Genomic DNA, 13,541 nt, shown 5'->3' on the forward strand with positions numbered 1-13,541 from the left:
TCCGGCCGGGGGTTGCCCGTCCGGATCATCGTAACGTGTGCCGGCGTTCAGCGGACCGGCCTTCCGGAGGACCCATGAACGACCTGATCCCCCTCGCCCAGGCCCATTGCGTGCCCCTGCGCGGCGGCGAACACAAGCTGGGCCAGGCCCGCATCGCCGAACTGATGCCGGAACTGCCCGGCTGGGAACTGGTTGAGGATGGCCACGCCCTGTGCAAGACCTTCGCGTTCGCCAACTATTACGAGACCATGGCGTTCGTGAACGCACTGGCGTACATCGCCCATCGCGAGGATCACCATCCGGATTTGGGCGTACATTACAACCGCGCGGTAGTCCGCTATTCGACCCACGACGTCGGCGGGCTCAGCGAGAACGACTTCATCTGCGCGGCCAAGGCCGAAGCGCTGGCAACCGGAGGACCGTGATGAAAACTCCTTTCCTGTTGGCTTCCTCTTCCCTGCTGGCGCTTGCATTGTCGGCCTGTGGCGGTTCGGGCACGCCCGCGGCCCCGGTCGCGGCGCCGACCGAACTGGCGGCAGTGCATACCCCGCCCCCGGACTATCCGATTGAACTGGCCTGCGCCGGCATCGGCGGCGTTTCCACGCTGAAGGTGGTGGTCGGCATCGAAGGCATCCCGACCGAGGTGGGCGTGTTCAAGAGCAGCGGCCAGCCCGCGCTGGACGAATCGGCCCAGAAGGCGGTGCGCGGCTGGCAGTTCAAGGCCGCCACCCGCAACGGCCAGGCGGTCAGCCAGACCATCCAGGTGCCGGTGAATTTCACCCCGCCGCCGGAACGCCCGAACCAGTGTTTCGCGCTGGATTCGCAGCGCCAGGGATGAACCCGCGTTGTTGAACCTGTTGCTCGCCTGGGCCCTGGCCCAGGCCCAGCCCGGCCAGCCGCCGCTGCCTGCGCCACCAGAGGTACAGGCCCCCCTGCGTTACCTCCCCATCCGTGTCGACGCCCGGGTCGCGCCAGCGGAGTCGATTCCGGCGGACGCGCGGGCCGGTGACATGCTGGTGTCCATCGTGGACGGGCAGACCTTGCGGGTCGCGGTGACCGTGCGCCATGACGAACTAGAGAGCGTGAACGCGGCGGCGATCCGCGCCTGGCGGGCCGAGGATGACCTGCAGATCGTCATTCCCCTGGTTTCCAATGCCGCCACTCCGTTCGAGCCCCGCTGCTGCGCCGCCTATTCGCAGGCGGATCTGATGCTCACCCTGCCCGCGGGCCTGCCCGTGAAGGTCACCGTGCGCACCGAGCGTCCGCAGCTGCATGTGATCGGCGAACAGCGTCTCGTGCCACAGCACTGAAGATCTCCGTCACGGCTCAGCCGAGCCGGTTCAGCACGTCCGCCAGTTCCGGCGCCAGCGGCGCATTGAGCAGATAGGGCGTTTTTCCGCCATCGAGCGCGAATTCCAGTGACGCGGCATGCAGGAACAGGCGTTTCAGCCCGGCCTGCTCACGCAGGCGCTTGTTGACCGCCGGATCGCCGTACTTGTCGTCACCGGCCACCGGATGGCCCATGTGCTGGGCATGCACGCGGATCTGGTGGGTGCGGCCGGTTTCGATGATCACTTCGCAATAGGAGTGGCCACCGCGCCGTTCCAGCACGCGGAAATGGCTCAGCGAGGCCTTGCCGCCGGGATTGACCTGGACGTGCCGCTCGCCGCCCTGGCGCAGGCCCACGTGCAGCGGCGCGTCCACGCTCATCACCCCGTCGGGCATCCGCCCGACCAGCAGGGTCAGGTAACGCTTTTCGATGCCGCGCCCGTCATCGCTGTCGTTCTCGCGCATCAACGCCTGCAGTTCGGACAGCGCGGATCGCTTCTTGGCCATGATCAGTAGACCGGAGGTGTCGCGGTCCAGTCGATGCACCAGCTCCAGCGTCTGCCCGGGCCGGAGCGCGCGCATGGTCTCGATGGCGCCGTGGCTGATGCCGCTGCCGCCGTGGCTGGCGACGCCGGACGGCTTGTTGATGACCAGCAGGCGCGCATCCTCGAACACGATGGCCGCCTCCATCCGCTGCAGGAACCCGGCGGGCGGCGGCGTCTTGTCTCCGGACTCGGCGAGATTGACGGGGGGAATCCGGACTTCGTCCCCGACCTCCAGCTTGCGCTCGGCCTTGGCGCGGCCGCCGTTGACCCGGACCTGGCCGCTCCGGACCAGCTTGTAGACCAGACTCCGCGGAGCCCCTTTCAGCTGGCCCAGGAGGAAGTTGTCCAGCCGCTGCCCGCCGCGGTCTTCCGGGACCCTGACCAGGCGGACGGAGGCTTTGGTCGCGCTGGGGGGCGATGAGGCGGGGGGCGGAGCGGTCATGGTCACTATTATTCTGTTACACTCGGCGGGCGAGATAAGGGTTTGATTTCGCAGGGAGTTGTCGGCTTGGAAGCAAGCCGTGGGCCAGAAGCCCGGCTCCTCGCGATTCCGACAGGTGCGCAGCCACCGCCCCAGGGGCGGCCATGTTAGCGGCTTGCCGGCGAACCCGGATACCGCCGGACGCGTGACGGCGCCCGTTGCTGAACATGTCCCGCGCGGCGCCACCACTGGTTGGGAAGCTGCCGCCGGCCCGTAACACATAGTAAAAAGCGCTCCCGCGGCGTGCCGTGGTGTCGTAGCGCTGGAAACCCAACCCGCCCCGCTGCGCCTGCGCAAGGGACGGAGCACCGTTCCAGAGGCGAAACGCCACGGCGTTCCGCGCGGTAGTAGCGCGCGAGGAACGCAAACAATGAAACGCATGTTGATCAATGCGACGCAGGCAGAAGAACTGCGCGTCGCCATCGTGGACGGCCAGACCCTTTACGACATCGATATCGAACAGCCGTCGAAAGAGCAGAAGAAGTCCAACATCTACAAGGGCCGCATCACCCGGCTCGAACCCTCCCTCGAAGCCGCCTTCGTCGACTACGGCGCCGACCGCCATGGCTTCCTGCCGCTGAAGGAAATCTCCCGCGACTATTTCCAGGCCGGGGTCGACCACAACAAGGCTGGCCTGCGCGAACTGCTGCGCGAGGGCCAGGAAGTCGTCGTACAGGTCGACAAGGACGAGCGCGGCAACAAGGGCGCCGCCCTGACCACGTTCATCTCCCTGGCCGGCCGTTACATGGTGCTGATGCCGAACTCGCCCACCGCGGGCGGCGTGTCCCGCCGCATCGAGGGCGATGACCGCGCCGAGCTGAAGAAGGCGATGGACTCGCTCGCCATTCCCGACGACATGGGCGTCATCATCCGCACCGCCGGCGTCGGCCGCGATGCCGAAGAGCTGCAGTGGGACCTGGACTACCTGCTGCAGGTCTGGAAGGCAATTGCCGAGGCCGCGCTGACCAAGCCCGCCCCGTTCCTGATCTACCAGGAGTCGCGCCTGATCGTGCGCGCCCTGCGTGACTACCTGCGCGCCGACATCGGCGAAATCCTGGTCGACACCGAAGAGCTGTACGAGACCGCGAACGAATTCATGCAGCAGGTGATGCCGCAAAGCCTGCGCAAGCTCAAGCACTACAAGGACGACATTCCGCTGTTCAACCGCTTCCAGATCGAATCCCAGATCGAGGGTGCTTATGAACGCAATGTCCGCCTGCCCTCCGGCGGCTCGATCGTGGTCGACCAGACCGAGGCGCTGACCGCCATCGACGTCAACTCCGCCCGCGCCACCAAGGGCGGCGACATCGAGGAAACCGCGTTCCACACCAACCTGGAAGCGGCCGAGGAAGTGGCCCGCCAGCTGCGCCTGCGCGACCTGGGCGGCCTGGTGGTCATCGACTTCATCGACATGTCCAGCAACAAGCACCAGCGGGAGGTCGAGAACCGCCTGCAGAACGCGCTGAAGTACGACCGCGCACGGGTGCAGCTGGGCCGCATCTCGCGCTTCGGCCTGATGGAAATGAGCCGCCAGCGCCTGCGGCCGTCGTTGGGCGAATCCAGCCAGATTGTCTGCCCGCGCTGCGACGGCCATGGCCGCATGCGCAGCGTGGAATCGCTGTCGCTGTCGATCATCCGCGTGGCCGAAGAGCATGCGATGAAGGAGAACACCGGACAGGTGCTGGTGCAGGCGCCGGTGGAGATCGCCAACTTCCTGCTCAACGAGAAGCGCGGCGCGCTGCGTGAAATCGAGACCCGCCACGACGCGCCGATCATCATCGTCGCCGACGAGGCGCTGCATACCCCGCACTATGAAGTGACTCGCATCCGCGCGAACGAACTGGGCGAGGAAACGACCAGGCCGAGCTACCAGCGCGGTACCCCGCGCAAGCTGCCGGTGCACGCGCTGACCAAGGCCCAGCTGAACATTCCGGCCGCCCCGGCGGTCACCCACGTGAAGCATTCGCAGCCCGCGCCGATCCGCGAAGAACGCGAGGCGCCCACCCCGGCCCCGGTCGCGCCCGCACCGGCGCCCGCTCCGGTCGCGGCCCCGGCGTCCGGCGGCCTGTTCGGCTGGCTCAAGCGCCTGGTCGGCGCCGAAAGCGCGCCGGCTCCGGCGCCGCAGCCGCGTGCCCAGGACAACCGCCAGCAGCGCAACGATCGCAATGACCGCAATGGTCGCCGCGACAATCGCCAGCAGAACCAGGGCGGTCGCGGCGGCAATGGTCAGCAGCGTCGCGAAGAAGGTCGCGGCAAGAGCCAGCAGGCCGCCGGTGGCCAGAATCCGCAGAATGCCCAGCAGAAGCCACGTGGCGAGCAGCCCCCGAAGCAGGCGCAGCAGCAGCAAAAGCAAAAGCAGCCCCAGGCTCCCCGCCAGCAGCAAGGACAGCAGCAGGGCCAGGGGCAACAGCAGAAGGCGCCGCGCAATGAACAGGCCCAGAAGCCGCAGCCGCAGGCCCAGCAGGCGGCCCCGAAGCAGGAAGTGGCTCCGGTCGTGAACGTTGCCCCGGTTCCGGCGCCCGTCGAAACCCAGGCACCCCAGGTCGCCGCCGCCGCGGTCGCCGTGACGGTTGCCGAAACGCCGCGTCCGGCGCCCACGCAGGCGCCCGCCGAAACCAACGCCGAAGCCGGTGACGTGAATGTCGCGGCCAATCCCGGTGAAGAAGGCGAAGCAGGCGGTGAAGGCACTGGTCGCCGTCGCCGCGGTCGCCGCGGTGGCCGTCGTCGTCGTCGCGGCAATGCCGAAGGCGCGCCGCTGGCCGACGAACAGGCTGGGGATGAATTCCTGGATGCGGGTGACGAACAGGACGTGGTCGCGCACCGTTCGCAGCCGGAGTTCGATTTCGATGACGAAGAGCCGTCCCGGACCGCACCCGCGCCGGCCCGTGCCAACGAGAACGCCCGCCCGGCCGCACCGGTCGCGGTTGCCGCGGCCCCGGTGACTGCGATGGAACACGAGCCGACCGAAGCCGTGGCGGCTCCGGTCGTGACGGTGCCCGAGCAAGTCGTCGCCCAGGTCCGCGCCGAAATCGCCGAAGTGGTCGAGCCGAAGGCCGTCGCCGAGGCGCGGACCGAGGTCGCCGCGGTGGCCGAAAGCCCTGCGTCACGCGCCGGCATCGCCGACACCGTGCAGCGGGAAGCCCAGGCCGGCAGCGAGATCGTCCAGGCCGTGCAGCAGGACATCGTGGACGTCGCGGCTTCCGCCAGCGCCCGGAACGATGCCCCGGAGGCCGCTTCCCCTGCCCCGGAGGCCGCTTCCCCTGCCCCGATGACGCAAACCGCCGCGAGCACGGCGCCGGTCGTGGCCGATACGGAAGAGAGCGTGGCCGAGCAGGCCCCGGCTGCGGGCGAAAGCGTTTCGAGCATCCCGTCGGACTTGCCGGCCGCCAAGCCGGCGATGCCTTCCGCACCGGCGCGCGGCACCACCGGGTCGCTGTTCTTCGCCCTGGATGCCGACACCCCGCCCTCGGTGACCCGCGGCCTGTTCGAACCGGTCGCCACGCCCAAGCCGACGGCACCGGAAGCCTCCGCCGAACTGGCGCACAACGACGACGACAAGCCGGTGGATCCGGATCATCCGGAAAGCGAACGCAGCGCCTGACCCCGGGCGCAGGCGCGCAACGGGAAAACCGGCTGGCGACAGCCGGTTTTCTTTTGCCTGCGGAAATGGACGAGACGGGCGTCGGCTACGGACGCCGGGTTGGAACGACTACAGCGCGCGTGCCGGGTCCAGCAGGCCGTACTGCGCCGCCAGGCGCGCCAGCGCGATGTTGTCGCTGACACCGGCCTTTTCGAACAGGCGCGTCTTGTGGGTATTGACCGTCTTGGCGCTCAGGCTCAGCCGCTTGGCGATCTCTTCCTGGCGCAGGCCCTGGATCAGCAACATGGCGACTTCCAGTTCGCGCGGCGAAAGCGCATCGAAGGGCGAGCCATCGCCGCTCACGTTGAGCAACGCCAGGTTCTGGGCCACGCTGTTGCCGAGGTAACGCTTGCCGCGCGCCACGTCGCGCACCGCGCGGATCAACTCCTGTGCGTCGCCACCCTTGCCGAGATAACCAGACGCGCCGGCTTCCAGCAGGCGCTTGGGCAGCGGTCCATCTTCCAGCACCGAGACGATGATCACCCGGGTGCCCTGATCCCCGCGCACGATGCGCTCGGTCACCTCCAACCCGCTGTAACCGGGCAAATGGAGATCACACAGCACCACGTCGGGCTTGAGCTTGCGGATCAGCGGCAGCGCTTCCTCGCCGCTCTCCGCTTCGCCCACGATGTCCAGATCGGTTTCCTGCGCGAGGATCATCCGCATGCCGGTACGCACCAGCGCGTGATCGTCGATCAGGAACACTCGAATCGTCATGCCACTTCCCCTTCCGAGCCTTGGCTCTACACCGAGCCTATTCCCGGAATGCGGCCGTCGCAACTCACATTCTAGCCGTCCATCCGCGCGCGGCCGATCTCCCACAGGTCATGGATGGACCGACTCCAGGCTCGTGCATACTCGGCATCCAACCTTCCGGGGAGCACCGAATGACATCGAGAACATCACGACGCCCGTTGTGGGCGGGCCTATTGCTGTTGATTGCACTGCCGAGCCTGGCCGCCGATGGCGGTGGCGTGGTGAGCTGGAAGGATCAGGTCGCCCGCATCAGTGCCGGCGCAGACACCGGTGCGCGTGGCCAGGCCATCACGGGGCGCCTGGATGCGCTGGGTCTGGCCTGGCGTGGCGAGGACTTCGAGCAGAAGGAAAAACAGGGGCGCAATCTGCTCGTGGATCTGGGTGGTCCGGAGGGAGCGCCGCTATTGCTGATCGGCGCCCACTACGACCGGGTCGCCGTTGGCCACGGCGCGACCGACAACGCATCCGGCTCCGCCGCGGTGCTGGAGCTGGCCGAGCGCCTCAAGGCTCGCCCGCTTTCCCACCATCGCGTACAGATTGCATTCTGGGATCTGGAGGAAGCGGGCCTGTTGGGTTCGCATGCCTACGTGACCACGCCTGGGCGCGAGAAGCCGGCGCTCTACGTCAACTTCGACGTGTTCGGCTGGGGCGATACGCTGTGGATGATGTCGCCGCAGGCGGACACCCCGCTGGTCGGTGCGCTGCGCAAGGGCAGCGAAACCCGCGGCCTCGGCTTCCAGCCGGGCGAACACTATCCGCCCACCGATCACCTCGCCTTCCTCAAGCAGGAGTGGCCCGCGGTGTCCTTCTCGCTGGTCGGCGGCGGCGAAATTGATCCCATCCTGGCCGTGTTTTCCGGCAAATCGCCGGAGAACCCGCCCAAGGTGATGCAGGTGATCCACAGTCCCCGCGACACCGTGGCCGAGCTCGACGACGGGCGCGTGGACGATGCACTGGATGTGATTGAACAGGGATTGCGCGACTGGGACGCGGGCGCCCGCTGACGGGCGTCGCCATCGCGGCATGCGCCGGGGCGAATACGAGAACCGCCCCGGCTTTCCGGACGGCGACGGTGTCGGGCTCGCGACTGACCGCCGGGCACCTGCGATGACACAGGCGTTGGGCTCTCTCGTGGTTTCCGGGTCATCAGCCGGTCCGGAAAGCGGCGCCGGGGTGGTCGGCGCCTGCCACTAGGTCGAACTTATACGCAGTCCTGCGCGAAGGACGCGTGTAGAGCAACGCGGTTTCCGCCACGGCATCTCATACCAAAGACGAAGCCGTTTCTTTGCATGGAGATGACATGGCTGTCGCTAGCCTGTCGCCAACCGATACCGCCTTGCCGCACCATGATGACGCTCGACCTTCCCCACTCCCCGGGTCATGACGGCAGTTTCCTGCTGTCGATCAACGAATCCGATCCCCTGCATTTCCCATCCCGCATCTCGGCGCTCGCCTACGCCAGCAAACTGGCCTGGCAACGCGAACAACAGGGCCTGGACTACGCCATCAACGTCGAAGGCGGAGACGGCAAGTGGCGGCTGTTTCGAGGCGTCCGCCGGTTGCGGGCCTGATACCGCTCCGGGGACATCGGATTTTTCCTACAGCAAGCCGGGCTGTGCACCGACTGACGCGCGTGCATGATCGGGGCATTCTGGACACGTTCCCGGAAGCACGCCCTGCGACGGTCAGGAAGACCGCTCTGCAAAGGAAAACGGGCGCCGCCTTGAGCAAGCGGAAGCGGCCCGGGGACCTCCCCCTTCAAGGTCCGGCCTGGATGGTGCCGGACCTTTCTTTTTTTGTGTGCGCGACTGCCGGCATCGGCGGTGTAGACGTCCGAAAACGGTGAGTCGACGCCTCGCGGCCATGGCAACATCACGGGCGACTCCCCCCAGGATCCCCACGATGTCCACCACCGCCGAACGTACCGCCCTGTTCCGCCAACAGCATGCCGAGGGCCTGCTGCTCCTGGCCAATGCCTGGGACGCCGGCAGCGCCCGATTGATCGAATCGCTCGGTGCGCCCGCGTGCGCCACCACCAGTGCCGGCCTGGCCTGGGCGCAGGGATACCCTGATGGCGATCAACTGCCGGTATCGCGCCTGCTCGACAGTGTCGCGACCATCACCCGCGTGTTGCGCACGCCACTGACGATCGACATCGAAGGCGGTTACTCCGACCGACCCGATACCGTCGCCGAAACGGTGCTTCAGCTGATTCAGCAGGGCGTGTCCGGCATCAACCTGGAAGACGGCGGAAGGGATCCGGGATTGCTGTGCGACAAGATCGCGCGCATCCGCGCGCGCTGCCGGGACGCCGGCGTGGATGTGTTCGTCAATGCACGGACCGATGTCTACCTGCGGCGCCTCGCCCCCGCCGGCGCGGACAGCGTGCGCGAAACGCTGGAGCGCGCCTCGCGCTATCGCCAGGCGGGCGCGGACGGCCTGTTCGTGCCCGGCCTGGTCGAAGCTGAGGAGGTTGCCGCTATTGCCATGGGCACCGAACTGCCCCTCAACCTGCTCTGGCGCGCGGCCTTGCCGGATCGCGCAAGCCTGGCCCGGTTGGGCGTGCGCCGGCTCAGTGCCGGCTCGGCCCTGGCCGAATCGGCGGCCGGGCATCTGCGCTCGCGCGCCCAGGCATTCCTGGGCGAAGGCCCGGGCCTGTCCGCGGATCCGCAGGCGATGGGCTACGGCGAACTCAACGCGCTTTTCGCTTCCGCCTGAGTCCGGTGGCGTCAATCGCCGCCCAGGCACGCCACCAGGAAATCGACGGCCGCACGCACGCCCGGCAACTGCCCGCGCCGGTGCGGCATCACCAGCGTGGTGGTGACGCGACCGGCATGCCATCCCGGCAGTACCCGACGCAGTCGGCCATCGGCCAGTTCGTGCCGGCACAGTGATTCGGGCAGGCAAGCGATACCCAGCTCCGCGATCGCCGCAGCGCGCAGCACCTGCGATTCGTTGGCGATGAGACGTGCCTGCGGCGCGACCTGGATGGTTTCCTTCTCCGCGTCTTCCCGGGCCAGGGTCCATCGGCCAGCACCAGGGCCGGTCGTCAGGCCCGCATGCTGTTCAAGCGCCTGCGGCGCGTCGGGTTCGCCGGACGCTTCCAGATAGCCGGGTGAAGCCACCAGCACGACGCTTTCCCGGCGCACCGGCCGCTGTACCAGCTCCGAATCCGGCAGGGGGGCGAAATGACTGCGCACGGCGATGTCATAGCCTTCCTGGAGGACGTCGACGAACCGGTCGGTCACGTCCAGTTCCAGGCGCAGGCGGGGAAACCGTTGCGCCAGCCGCGGCAGGTGGGGCGCCAGTTGTTCCTGCGCCACCGGCACCGAGGCCGTGATGCGCACCACGCCGCTGGGTTCGGCGACCCGTTGGCGCACCACGTCCTGCGCCGCCTGGGCTTCGATGATCGAGGCGCGCGCGTGTTCGTAGAAACCACGGCCCACGTCGGTCAGGGTGAAGCTGCGCGAACTGCGATGAATCAATCGCGCCTGCAGCGCGCCCTCCAGTTCCGCCACCCGCTTGCTCAAGGTCGATTTGGGCAAGCCCAGTTGGCGCGAGGCCGGTGCGAAGCCACCGTGCTCCACGGCGGCAACGAAAAACACGAGGTCGTTGAGGTTGATCACGGAAAGTCCATGAATGTGGACGATAAGGCGCAATTTTGCCGACTACACGGACAAAGTCCACGGTTTTATGTTTCTCCACCGGCCGGATTCCTCCCATTGACTTCCACAGGACCAACTTCATGAGCACTACCACCTTGTTGTACGGCGTTCCCTCCGGCTGTTCCTTCGGCTCGATCGTCGCCCTGGAATGGCTGGGCCTGCCCTACCGGCTGAGTCGCATCGCCATGCCCGGGGACGTCACCAGCGACGACTACCGCCGCCTCAATCCGGTCGCCGAAACCCCGACCCTGATCACCGCCGACGGGGACGCCGTCAGCGAGAGCATGGCCATCCTCAACCATCTGGGCGCCCACGGCGTCGGTACCGGCCTCGCGTTCGTCCAGGGCACGCCGGATTTCGATCGGCTCAACCAGATGCTGGCCTTCCTCAACACCACGTTCTTCAATGCCTTCAGCCCCCTGTGGCACGCGCTGGAACACGGCAGCGAGGGCACCGAGAAACAAGTGCTGACCGACTACGGGCGCGGCAAGGTCGAACGCGCGCATGCCGTGCTGGAAGCACTGCTGGGCAACCAACCCTGGCTGCTGGGCGAACACCGCACGCTGGCCGACGCCTATTTCATCGGCATCGCGCGCTGGACCCGCTATCACGACGTGGCCGACCGGCGCGAATACCCGAATCTGCAGCGCCTGTTCGAGAAACTGGAAGCGGATCCGGCGGTGGTTTTCGCGCACGCCATCGAAGCCGAACGCCCGGCGGTGTCCGCGGGCGGTTTTCTCGGCCATGTTTCCCTGCAGGACGTGTTGGGGTCTCTCCGCACGGCGGCGTGAGCCGGCGTCCGCAAGAACCGGAGAGTCGGAACGAGGCGCCGCCGCCACACTGGCGCCTCATTCCCACCAGGACATTCCATGAAGATTCTGCAAGGCAAGGTCGCCATCGTCACCGGCGCCAGTTCCGGCATCGGCCGGGCCAGCGCGTTGCTGTTCGCGCGCGAAGGCGCGCGACTGGTCGTGGTCGCACGCGGTGAAGAACGGCTGCAGGCGCTGGTATCGGAGATCACGCAGGCAGGCGGCGAAGCCGTCGCCGTGATCAGCGACGTACGTGACGAGGATTGCGCGCAAGCGGCGGTGCAGGTCGCCACCGAACATTACGGCGGGCTGGATGTCGCTTTCAACAATGCCGGCACGCTGGGCGAAATGGGGCCGACGCCGGATCTGTCCCTCGCTGGCTGGCGGGAGACGCTGGACATCAACCTGACCAGCGCCTTTCTGGCCGCCAAGTACCAGGTGCCGGCCATGCGTGCGCGCGGCGGCGGCTCGCTGATCTTCACCTCCACCTTCGTCGGCCACACCGTCGGCCTGCCTGGCGCCGCCGCCTACGCGGCCAGCAAGGCCGGCCTGCTCGGATTGACGCGCGCACTGGCAGCGGAATTCGGCCCGGAGGGCATCCGGGTCAATGCGCTGCTCCCCGGCGGCACCGATACCCCGATGGCACGGGCAATGAATGGCACACCGGAGGCATGGGCTTTCGTCGAGAACCTGCACGCGCTCAAGCGCGTCGCCAGTCCCGAGGAGCAGGCGCAGTCGGCGCTGTACCTGGCGTCGGATGCGTCCTCCTTCACCACCGGCACCGCCTTGCTGGTCGACGGGGGCGTCTCGATCACGCGCGCATGACGCGGACGCACCGCGCTCCCCTCGCCTCCCCGCCCGCCGCGCGCTAGAGTGGCGGCGGGGAATCCACCGGCCGGTTGCGGCCGATACAAGGGGACAATTGATGAGGACATCCACCACCTGCGTGGCAGGCGTGGTGTTGTATGCGGCCTGCTCGGGCGCACCGGCGCAGGAAGCGCAGCCGACTCCGGAACAGCAAACCCTCATGCGGGCGGCCCAGAACGTCACCACCCGCATCGAAACCGTCACCCGGATTCTGGACTACTGCATGCGGCAGGACGCCGGCTTCGCGCAATCCGCGCAGGACAGCCTGCGCACCTGGCGTGCGCGCAACCAGGCCTACGTAGACCTGGGACCGTCGTTGCGCGAGGAAGTCTATGCGCTGGGCGCGCGCCTGTTCGGCACGAGCCGGCAGGAAACCGAGGATGCCCTGATGGACGCGGTGCAGGAAGTCGCCGGCACGTTCGCCGAGGAACTTGACCAGGTCGATGATCCGGCCCGCCGCCGGTATGCCTGCGATACCTATGCGGCGAAGATACGCGACGGTGAACTGGACATCGGCTTCGAGCGGCCCGAAGTGAAAGCCATGCTCGATGCCCGCCTGGACCAGGCACGCAAGCGCTAGGCAGGCACGTCCGCGGCTCGCGAGGCCAGCCAGTCGCACAGCTTGTCCAGTCCGACCTCGGTGCCTTCCCTGCGCTCGCCGTGATCGGCGTAACCGTCCAGGAACACCACCTGCTCGGTGAACGACATCAAGGTACCGCCCGCGTCCGGCTGGAATGCGACCGTGACCAGCGATACCGAGATGCGCCGTTCGCCCAGCAGCAGATCGTAGGCATAGACGATGCGCCGGTCCGGCACGATGTCGAGGAAATGCGCGCGGAATGCATGCACCACGCCCTCTCCGTCGCGGACCTCGTTGTACTCGCTGCCGCCGATGCGGAAATCCAGCGCGTAGCCAGCGTTGCGCCAGTCGTCATGGCAGGAAAACCAGGCCTGCTTGGCTTCGGCCCGCGACCAAGCGGCGAACACCCTTGCCGGAGCGGCCTGCAACTTCCGATCGATGCGGAAGCTGGTGTGGGCTTCGGACGGCGTGGAAGTGGAAATGGAACTCATCCTGCACTCCTCATGTGTTGGTGATCAGGCGTCGCCATTCCGCTCGCCATCCGTGGTCGCGGCGAGGAACGCATCCAGGCGATCGAAGCGTCGCCGCCAGGTACGTTCGCGTTCCGCCGCCCAGGCCTCGACCTGGGCAAGCGCGCCGGGCACCAACTGGAAGGTACGCACGCGTCCCTGCTTTTCCGAGTTCACCAGGCCGCCCCGTTCCAGCACCGCCAGGTGCTTGACCACCGACGGCATCGCCAGCTTGAGCGGCTGGGCCAGCGACGACACCGAGGCCGGCCCCAGGCTGAGCTGATCGATCATGCGTCGACGGCTGCTGTCCGAGAGTGCGTGGAACAGGGCATCCAGGCGTGCCTGCTGCGAGCCTGGCAT

General features: G+C 67.5%; 15 protein-coding genes. 10 read left to right on the forward strand and 5 right to left on the reverse strand.

Features of this window, described 5'->3' with window-relative positions:
• Positions 1-74: 74 nt before the first annotated feature.
• From AC3DE2_RS17420 to AC3DE2_RS17430, 3 genes are read left to right on the forward strand one after another with little or no spacing between them, the layout of a single operon-like run.
• A complete protein-coding gene (locus tag AC3DE2_RS17420) occupies positions 75-425 on the forward strand; it encodes a 4a-hydroxytetrahydrobiopterin dehydratase (protein ID WP_295382257.1) in 351 nt (116 codons plus the stop codon).
• The gene (locus tag AC3DE2_RS17425; protein WP_295382255.1) at positions 425-838 is read left to right on the forward strand and encodes an energy transducer TonB; all 414 of its coding nucleotides are present in this window, start codon (positions 425-427) and stop codon (positions 836-838) included. The genes AC3DE2_RS17420 and AC3DE2_RS17425 overlap by 1 nt, the downstream gene beginning before the upstream one ends.
• Before the next feature lie 10 nt (positions 839-848).
• Entirely contained in the window at positions 849-1,310 is a 462-nt protein-coding gene (locus AC3DE2_RS17430; protein ID WP_295382254.1) for a hypothetical protein, read from the forward strand.
• 16 nt (positions 1,311-1,326) lie between these two features.
• Here AC3DE2_RS17430 and AC3DE2_RS17435 read toward each other — a convergent pair whose 3' ends face one another.
• Positions 1,327-2,316: an RluA family pseudouridine synthase gene (locus AC3DE2_RS17435; RefSeq protein ID WP_488427209.1), complete on the reverse strand. Its 990-nt coding sequence runs from the start codon at positions 2,314-2,316 to the stop codon at positions 1,327-1,329.
• 409 nt (positions 2,317-2,725) lie between these two features.
• Between AC3DE2_RS17435 and rne the strand changes: the two genes are divergently transcribed.
• Positions 2,726-5,956 carry a ribonuclease E gene (gene rne, locus AC3DE2_RS17440; protein ID WP_488427210.1) on the forward strand — a complete coding sequence of 1,077 codons (3,231 nt, stop codon included), beginning with the start codon at positions 2,726-2,728 and terminating at the stop codon, positions 5,954-5,956.
• A 108-nt stretch (positions 5,957-6,064) separates the two neighbouring features.
• Here the strand turns inward: rne and AC3DE2_RS17445 are convergent, their stop codons facing one another.
• Positions 6,065-6,712, reverse strand: coding sequence for a response regulator (locus AC3DE2_RS17445; protein WP_295382249.1), 648 nt, complete (start codon positions 6,710-6,712; stop codon positions 6,065-6,067).
• Between the two features lie 170 nt (positions 6,713-6,882).
• Between AC3DE2_RS17445 and AC3DE2_RS17450 the strand changes: the two genes are divergently transcribed.
• From AC3DE2_RS17450 to AC3DE2_RS17460, 3 genes are all read left to right on the forward strand, one after another.
• The gene (locus AC3DE2_RS17450) at positions 6,883-7,755 is read left to right on the forward strand and encodes a M28 family metallopeptidase (RefSeq protein WP_295382248.1); all 873 of its coding nucleotides are present in this window, start codon (positions 6,883-6,885) and stop codon (positions 7,753-7,755) included.
• 345 nt (positions 7,756-8,100) lie between these two features.
• Positions 8,101-8,322, forward strand: coding sequence for a hypothetical protein (locus AC3DE2_RS17455; RefSeq protein WP_295382246.1), 222 nt, complete (start codon positions 8,101-8,103; stop codon positions 8,320-8,322).
• Positions 8,323-8,653: 331 nt separating this feature from the next.
• A complete protein-coding gene (locus AC3DE2_RS17460; protein ID WP_295382244.1) occupies positions 8,654-9,469 on the forward strand; it encodes an isocitrate lyase/PEP mutase family protein in 816 nt (271 codons plus the stop codon).
• 11 nt (positions 9,470-9,480) lie between these two features.
• Here the strand turns inward: AC3DE2_RS17460 and AC3DE2_RS17465 are convergent, their stop codons facing one another.
• A complete protein-coding gene (locus AC3DE2_RS17465; RefSeq protein WP_488427211.1) occupies positions 9,481-10,377 on the reverse strand; it encodes a LysR substrate-binding domain-containing protein in 897 nt (298 codons plus the stop codon).
• Between the two features lie 119 nt (positions 10,378-10,496).
• Between AC3DE2_RS17465 and AC3DE2_RS17470 the strand changes: the two genes are divergently transcribed.
• From AC3DE2_RS17470 to AC3DE2_RS17480, 3 genes are all read left to right on the forward strand, one after another.
• Positions 10,497-11,207: a glutathione S-transferase family protein gene (locus tag AC3DE2_RS17470; protein WP_295382240.1), complete on the forward strand. Its 711-nt coding sequence runs from the start codon at positions 10,497-10,499 to the stop codon at positions 11,205-11,207.
• A gap of 78 nt (positions 11,208-11,285) precedes the next feature.
• Positions 11,286-12,050 carry an SDR family oxidoreductase gene (locus AC3DE2_RS17475; protein WP_295382238.1) on the forward strand — a complete coding sequence of 255 codons (765 nt, stop codon included), beginning with the start codon at positions 11,286-11,288 and terminating at the stop codon, positions 12,048-12,050.
• A 100-nt stretch (positions 12,051-12,150) separates the two neighbouring features.
• A complete protein-coding gene (locus AC3DE2_RS17480; RefSeq protein ID WP_295382236.1) occupies positions 12,151-12,672 on the forward strand; it encodes a hypothetical protein in 522 nt (173 codons plus the stop codon).
• On the opposite strand, the gene AC3DE2_RS17485 is transcribed toward AC3DE2_RS17480, so the two are convergent.
• Positions 12,669-13,163 (reverse strand): SRPBCC family protein, encoded by a 495-nt coding sequence (locus AC3DE2_RS17485; protein ID WP_295382234.1) that lies wholly within the window; start codon positions 13,161-13,163, stop codon positions 12,669-12,671. The genes AC3DE2_RS17480 and AC3DE2_RS17485 overlap by 4 nt on opposite strands.
• 24 nt (positions 13,164-13,187) lie before the next feature.
• On the reverse strand, positions 13,188-13,541 hold the full coding sequence (locus tag AC3DE2_RS17490; RefSeq protein WP_295382233.1) for an ArsR/SmtB family transcription factor: 354 nt from the start codon (positions 13,539-13,541) through the stop codon (positions 13,188-13,190).

Source organism: Pseudoxanthomonas sp. 68-E7 (assembly GCF_057773145.1).

Coding starts and splice junctions, on each gene's coding strand:
- AC3DE2_RS17435 (WP_488427209.1), bottom strand. CDS start 2,316: ATGACCGCTCCGCCCCCCGCCTCATCGCCCCCCAGCGCGACCAAAGCC.
- AC3DE2_RS17460 (WP_295382244.1), top strand. CDS start 8,654: ATGTCCACCACCGCCGAACGTACCGCCCTGTTCCGCCAACAGCATGCC.
- AC3DE2_RS17475 (WP_295382238.1), top strand. CDS start 11,286: ATGAAGATTCTGCAAGGCAAGGTCGCCATCGTCACCGGCGCCAGTTCC.
- rne (WP_488427210.1), top strand. CDS start 2,726: ATGAAACGCATGTTGATCAATGCGACGCAGGCAGAAGAACTGCGCGTC.
- AC3DE2_RS17445 (WP_295382249.1), bottom strand. CDS start 6,712: ATGACGATTCGAGTGTTCCTGATCGACGATCACGCGCTGGTGCGTACC.
- AC3DE2_RS17485 (WP_295382234.1), bottom strand. CDS start 13,163: ATGAGTTCCATTTCCACTTCCACGCCGTCCGAAGCCCACACCAGCTTC.
- AC3DE2_RS17490 (WP_295382233.1), bottom strand. CDS start 13,541: ATGCCAGGCTCGCAGCAGGCACGCCTGGATGCCCTGTTCCACGCACTC.
- AC3DE2_RS17420 (WP_295382257.1), top strand. CDS start 75: ATGAACGACCTGATCCCCCTCGCCCAGGCCCATTGCGTGCCCCTGCGC.
- AC3DE2_RS17480 (WP_295382236.1), top strand. CDS start 12,151: ATGAGGACATCCACCACCTGCGTGGCAGGCGTGGTGTTGTATGCGGCC.
- AC3DE2_RS17470 (WP_295382240.1), top strand. CDS start 10,497: ATGAGCACTACCACCTTGTTGTACGGCGTTCCCTCCGGCTGTTCCTTC.
- AC3DE2_RS17455 (WP_295382246.1), top strand. CDS start 8,101: ATGACGCTCGACCTTCCCCACTCCCCGGGTCATGACGGCAGTTTCCTG.
- AC3DE2_RS17425 (WP_295382255.1), top strand. CDS start 425: ATGAAAACTCCTTTCCTGTTGGCTTCCTCTTCCCTGCTGGCGCTTGCA.
- AC3DE2_RS17450 (WP_295382248.1), top strand. CDS start 6,883: ATGACATCGAGAACATCACGACGCCCGTTGTGGGCGGGCCTATTGCTG.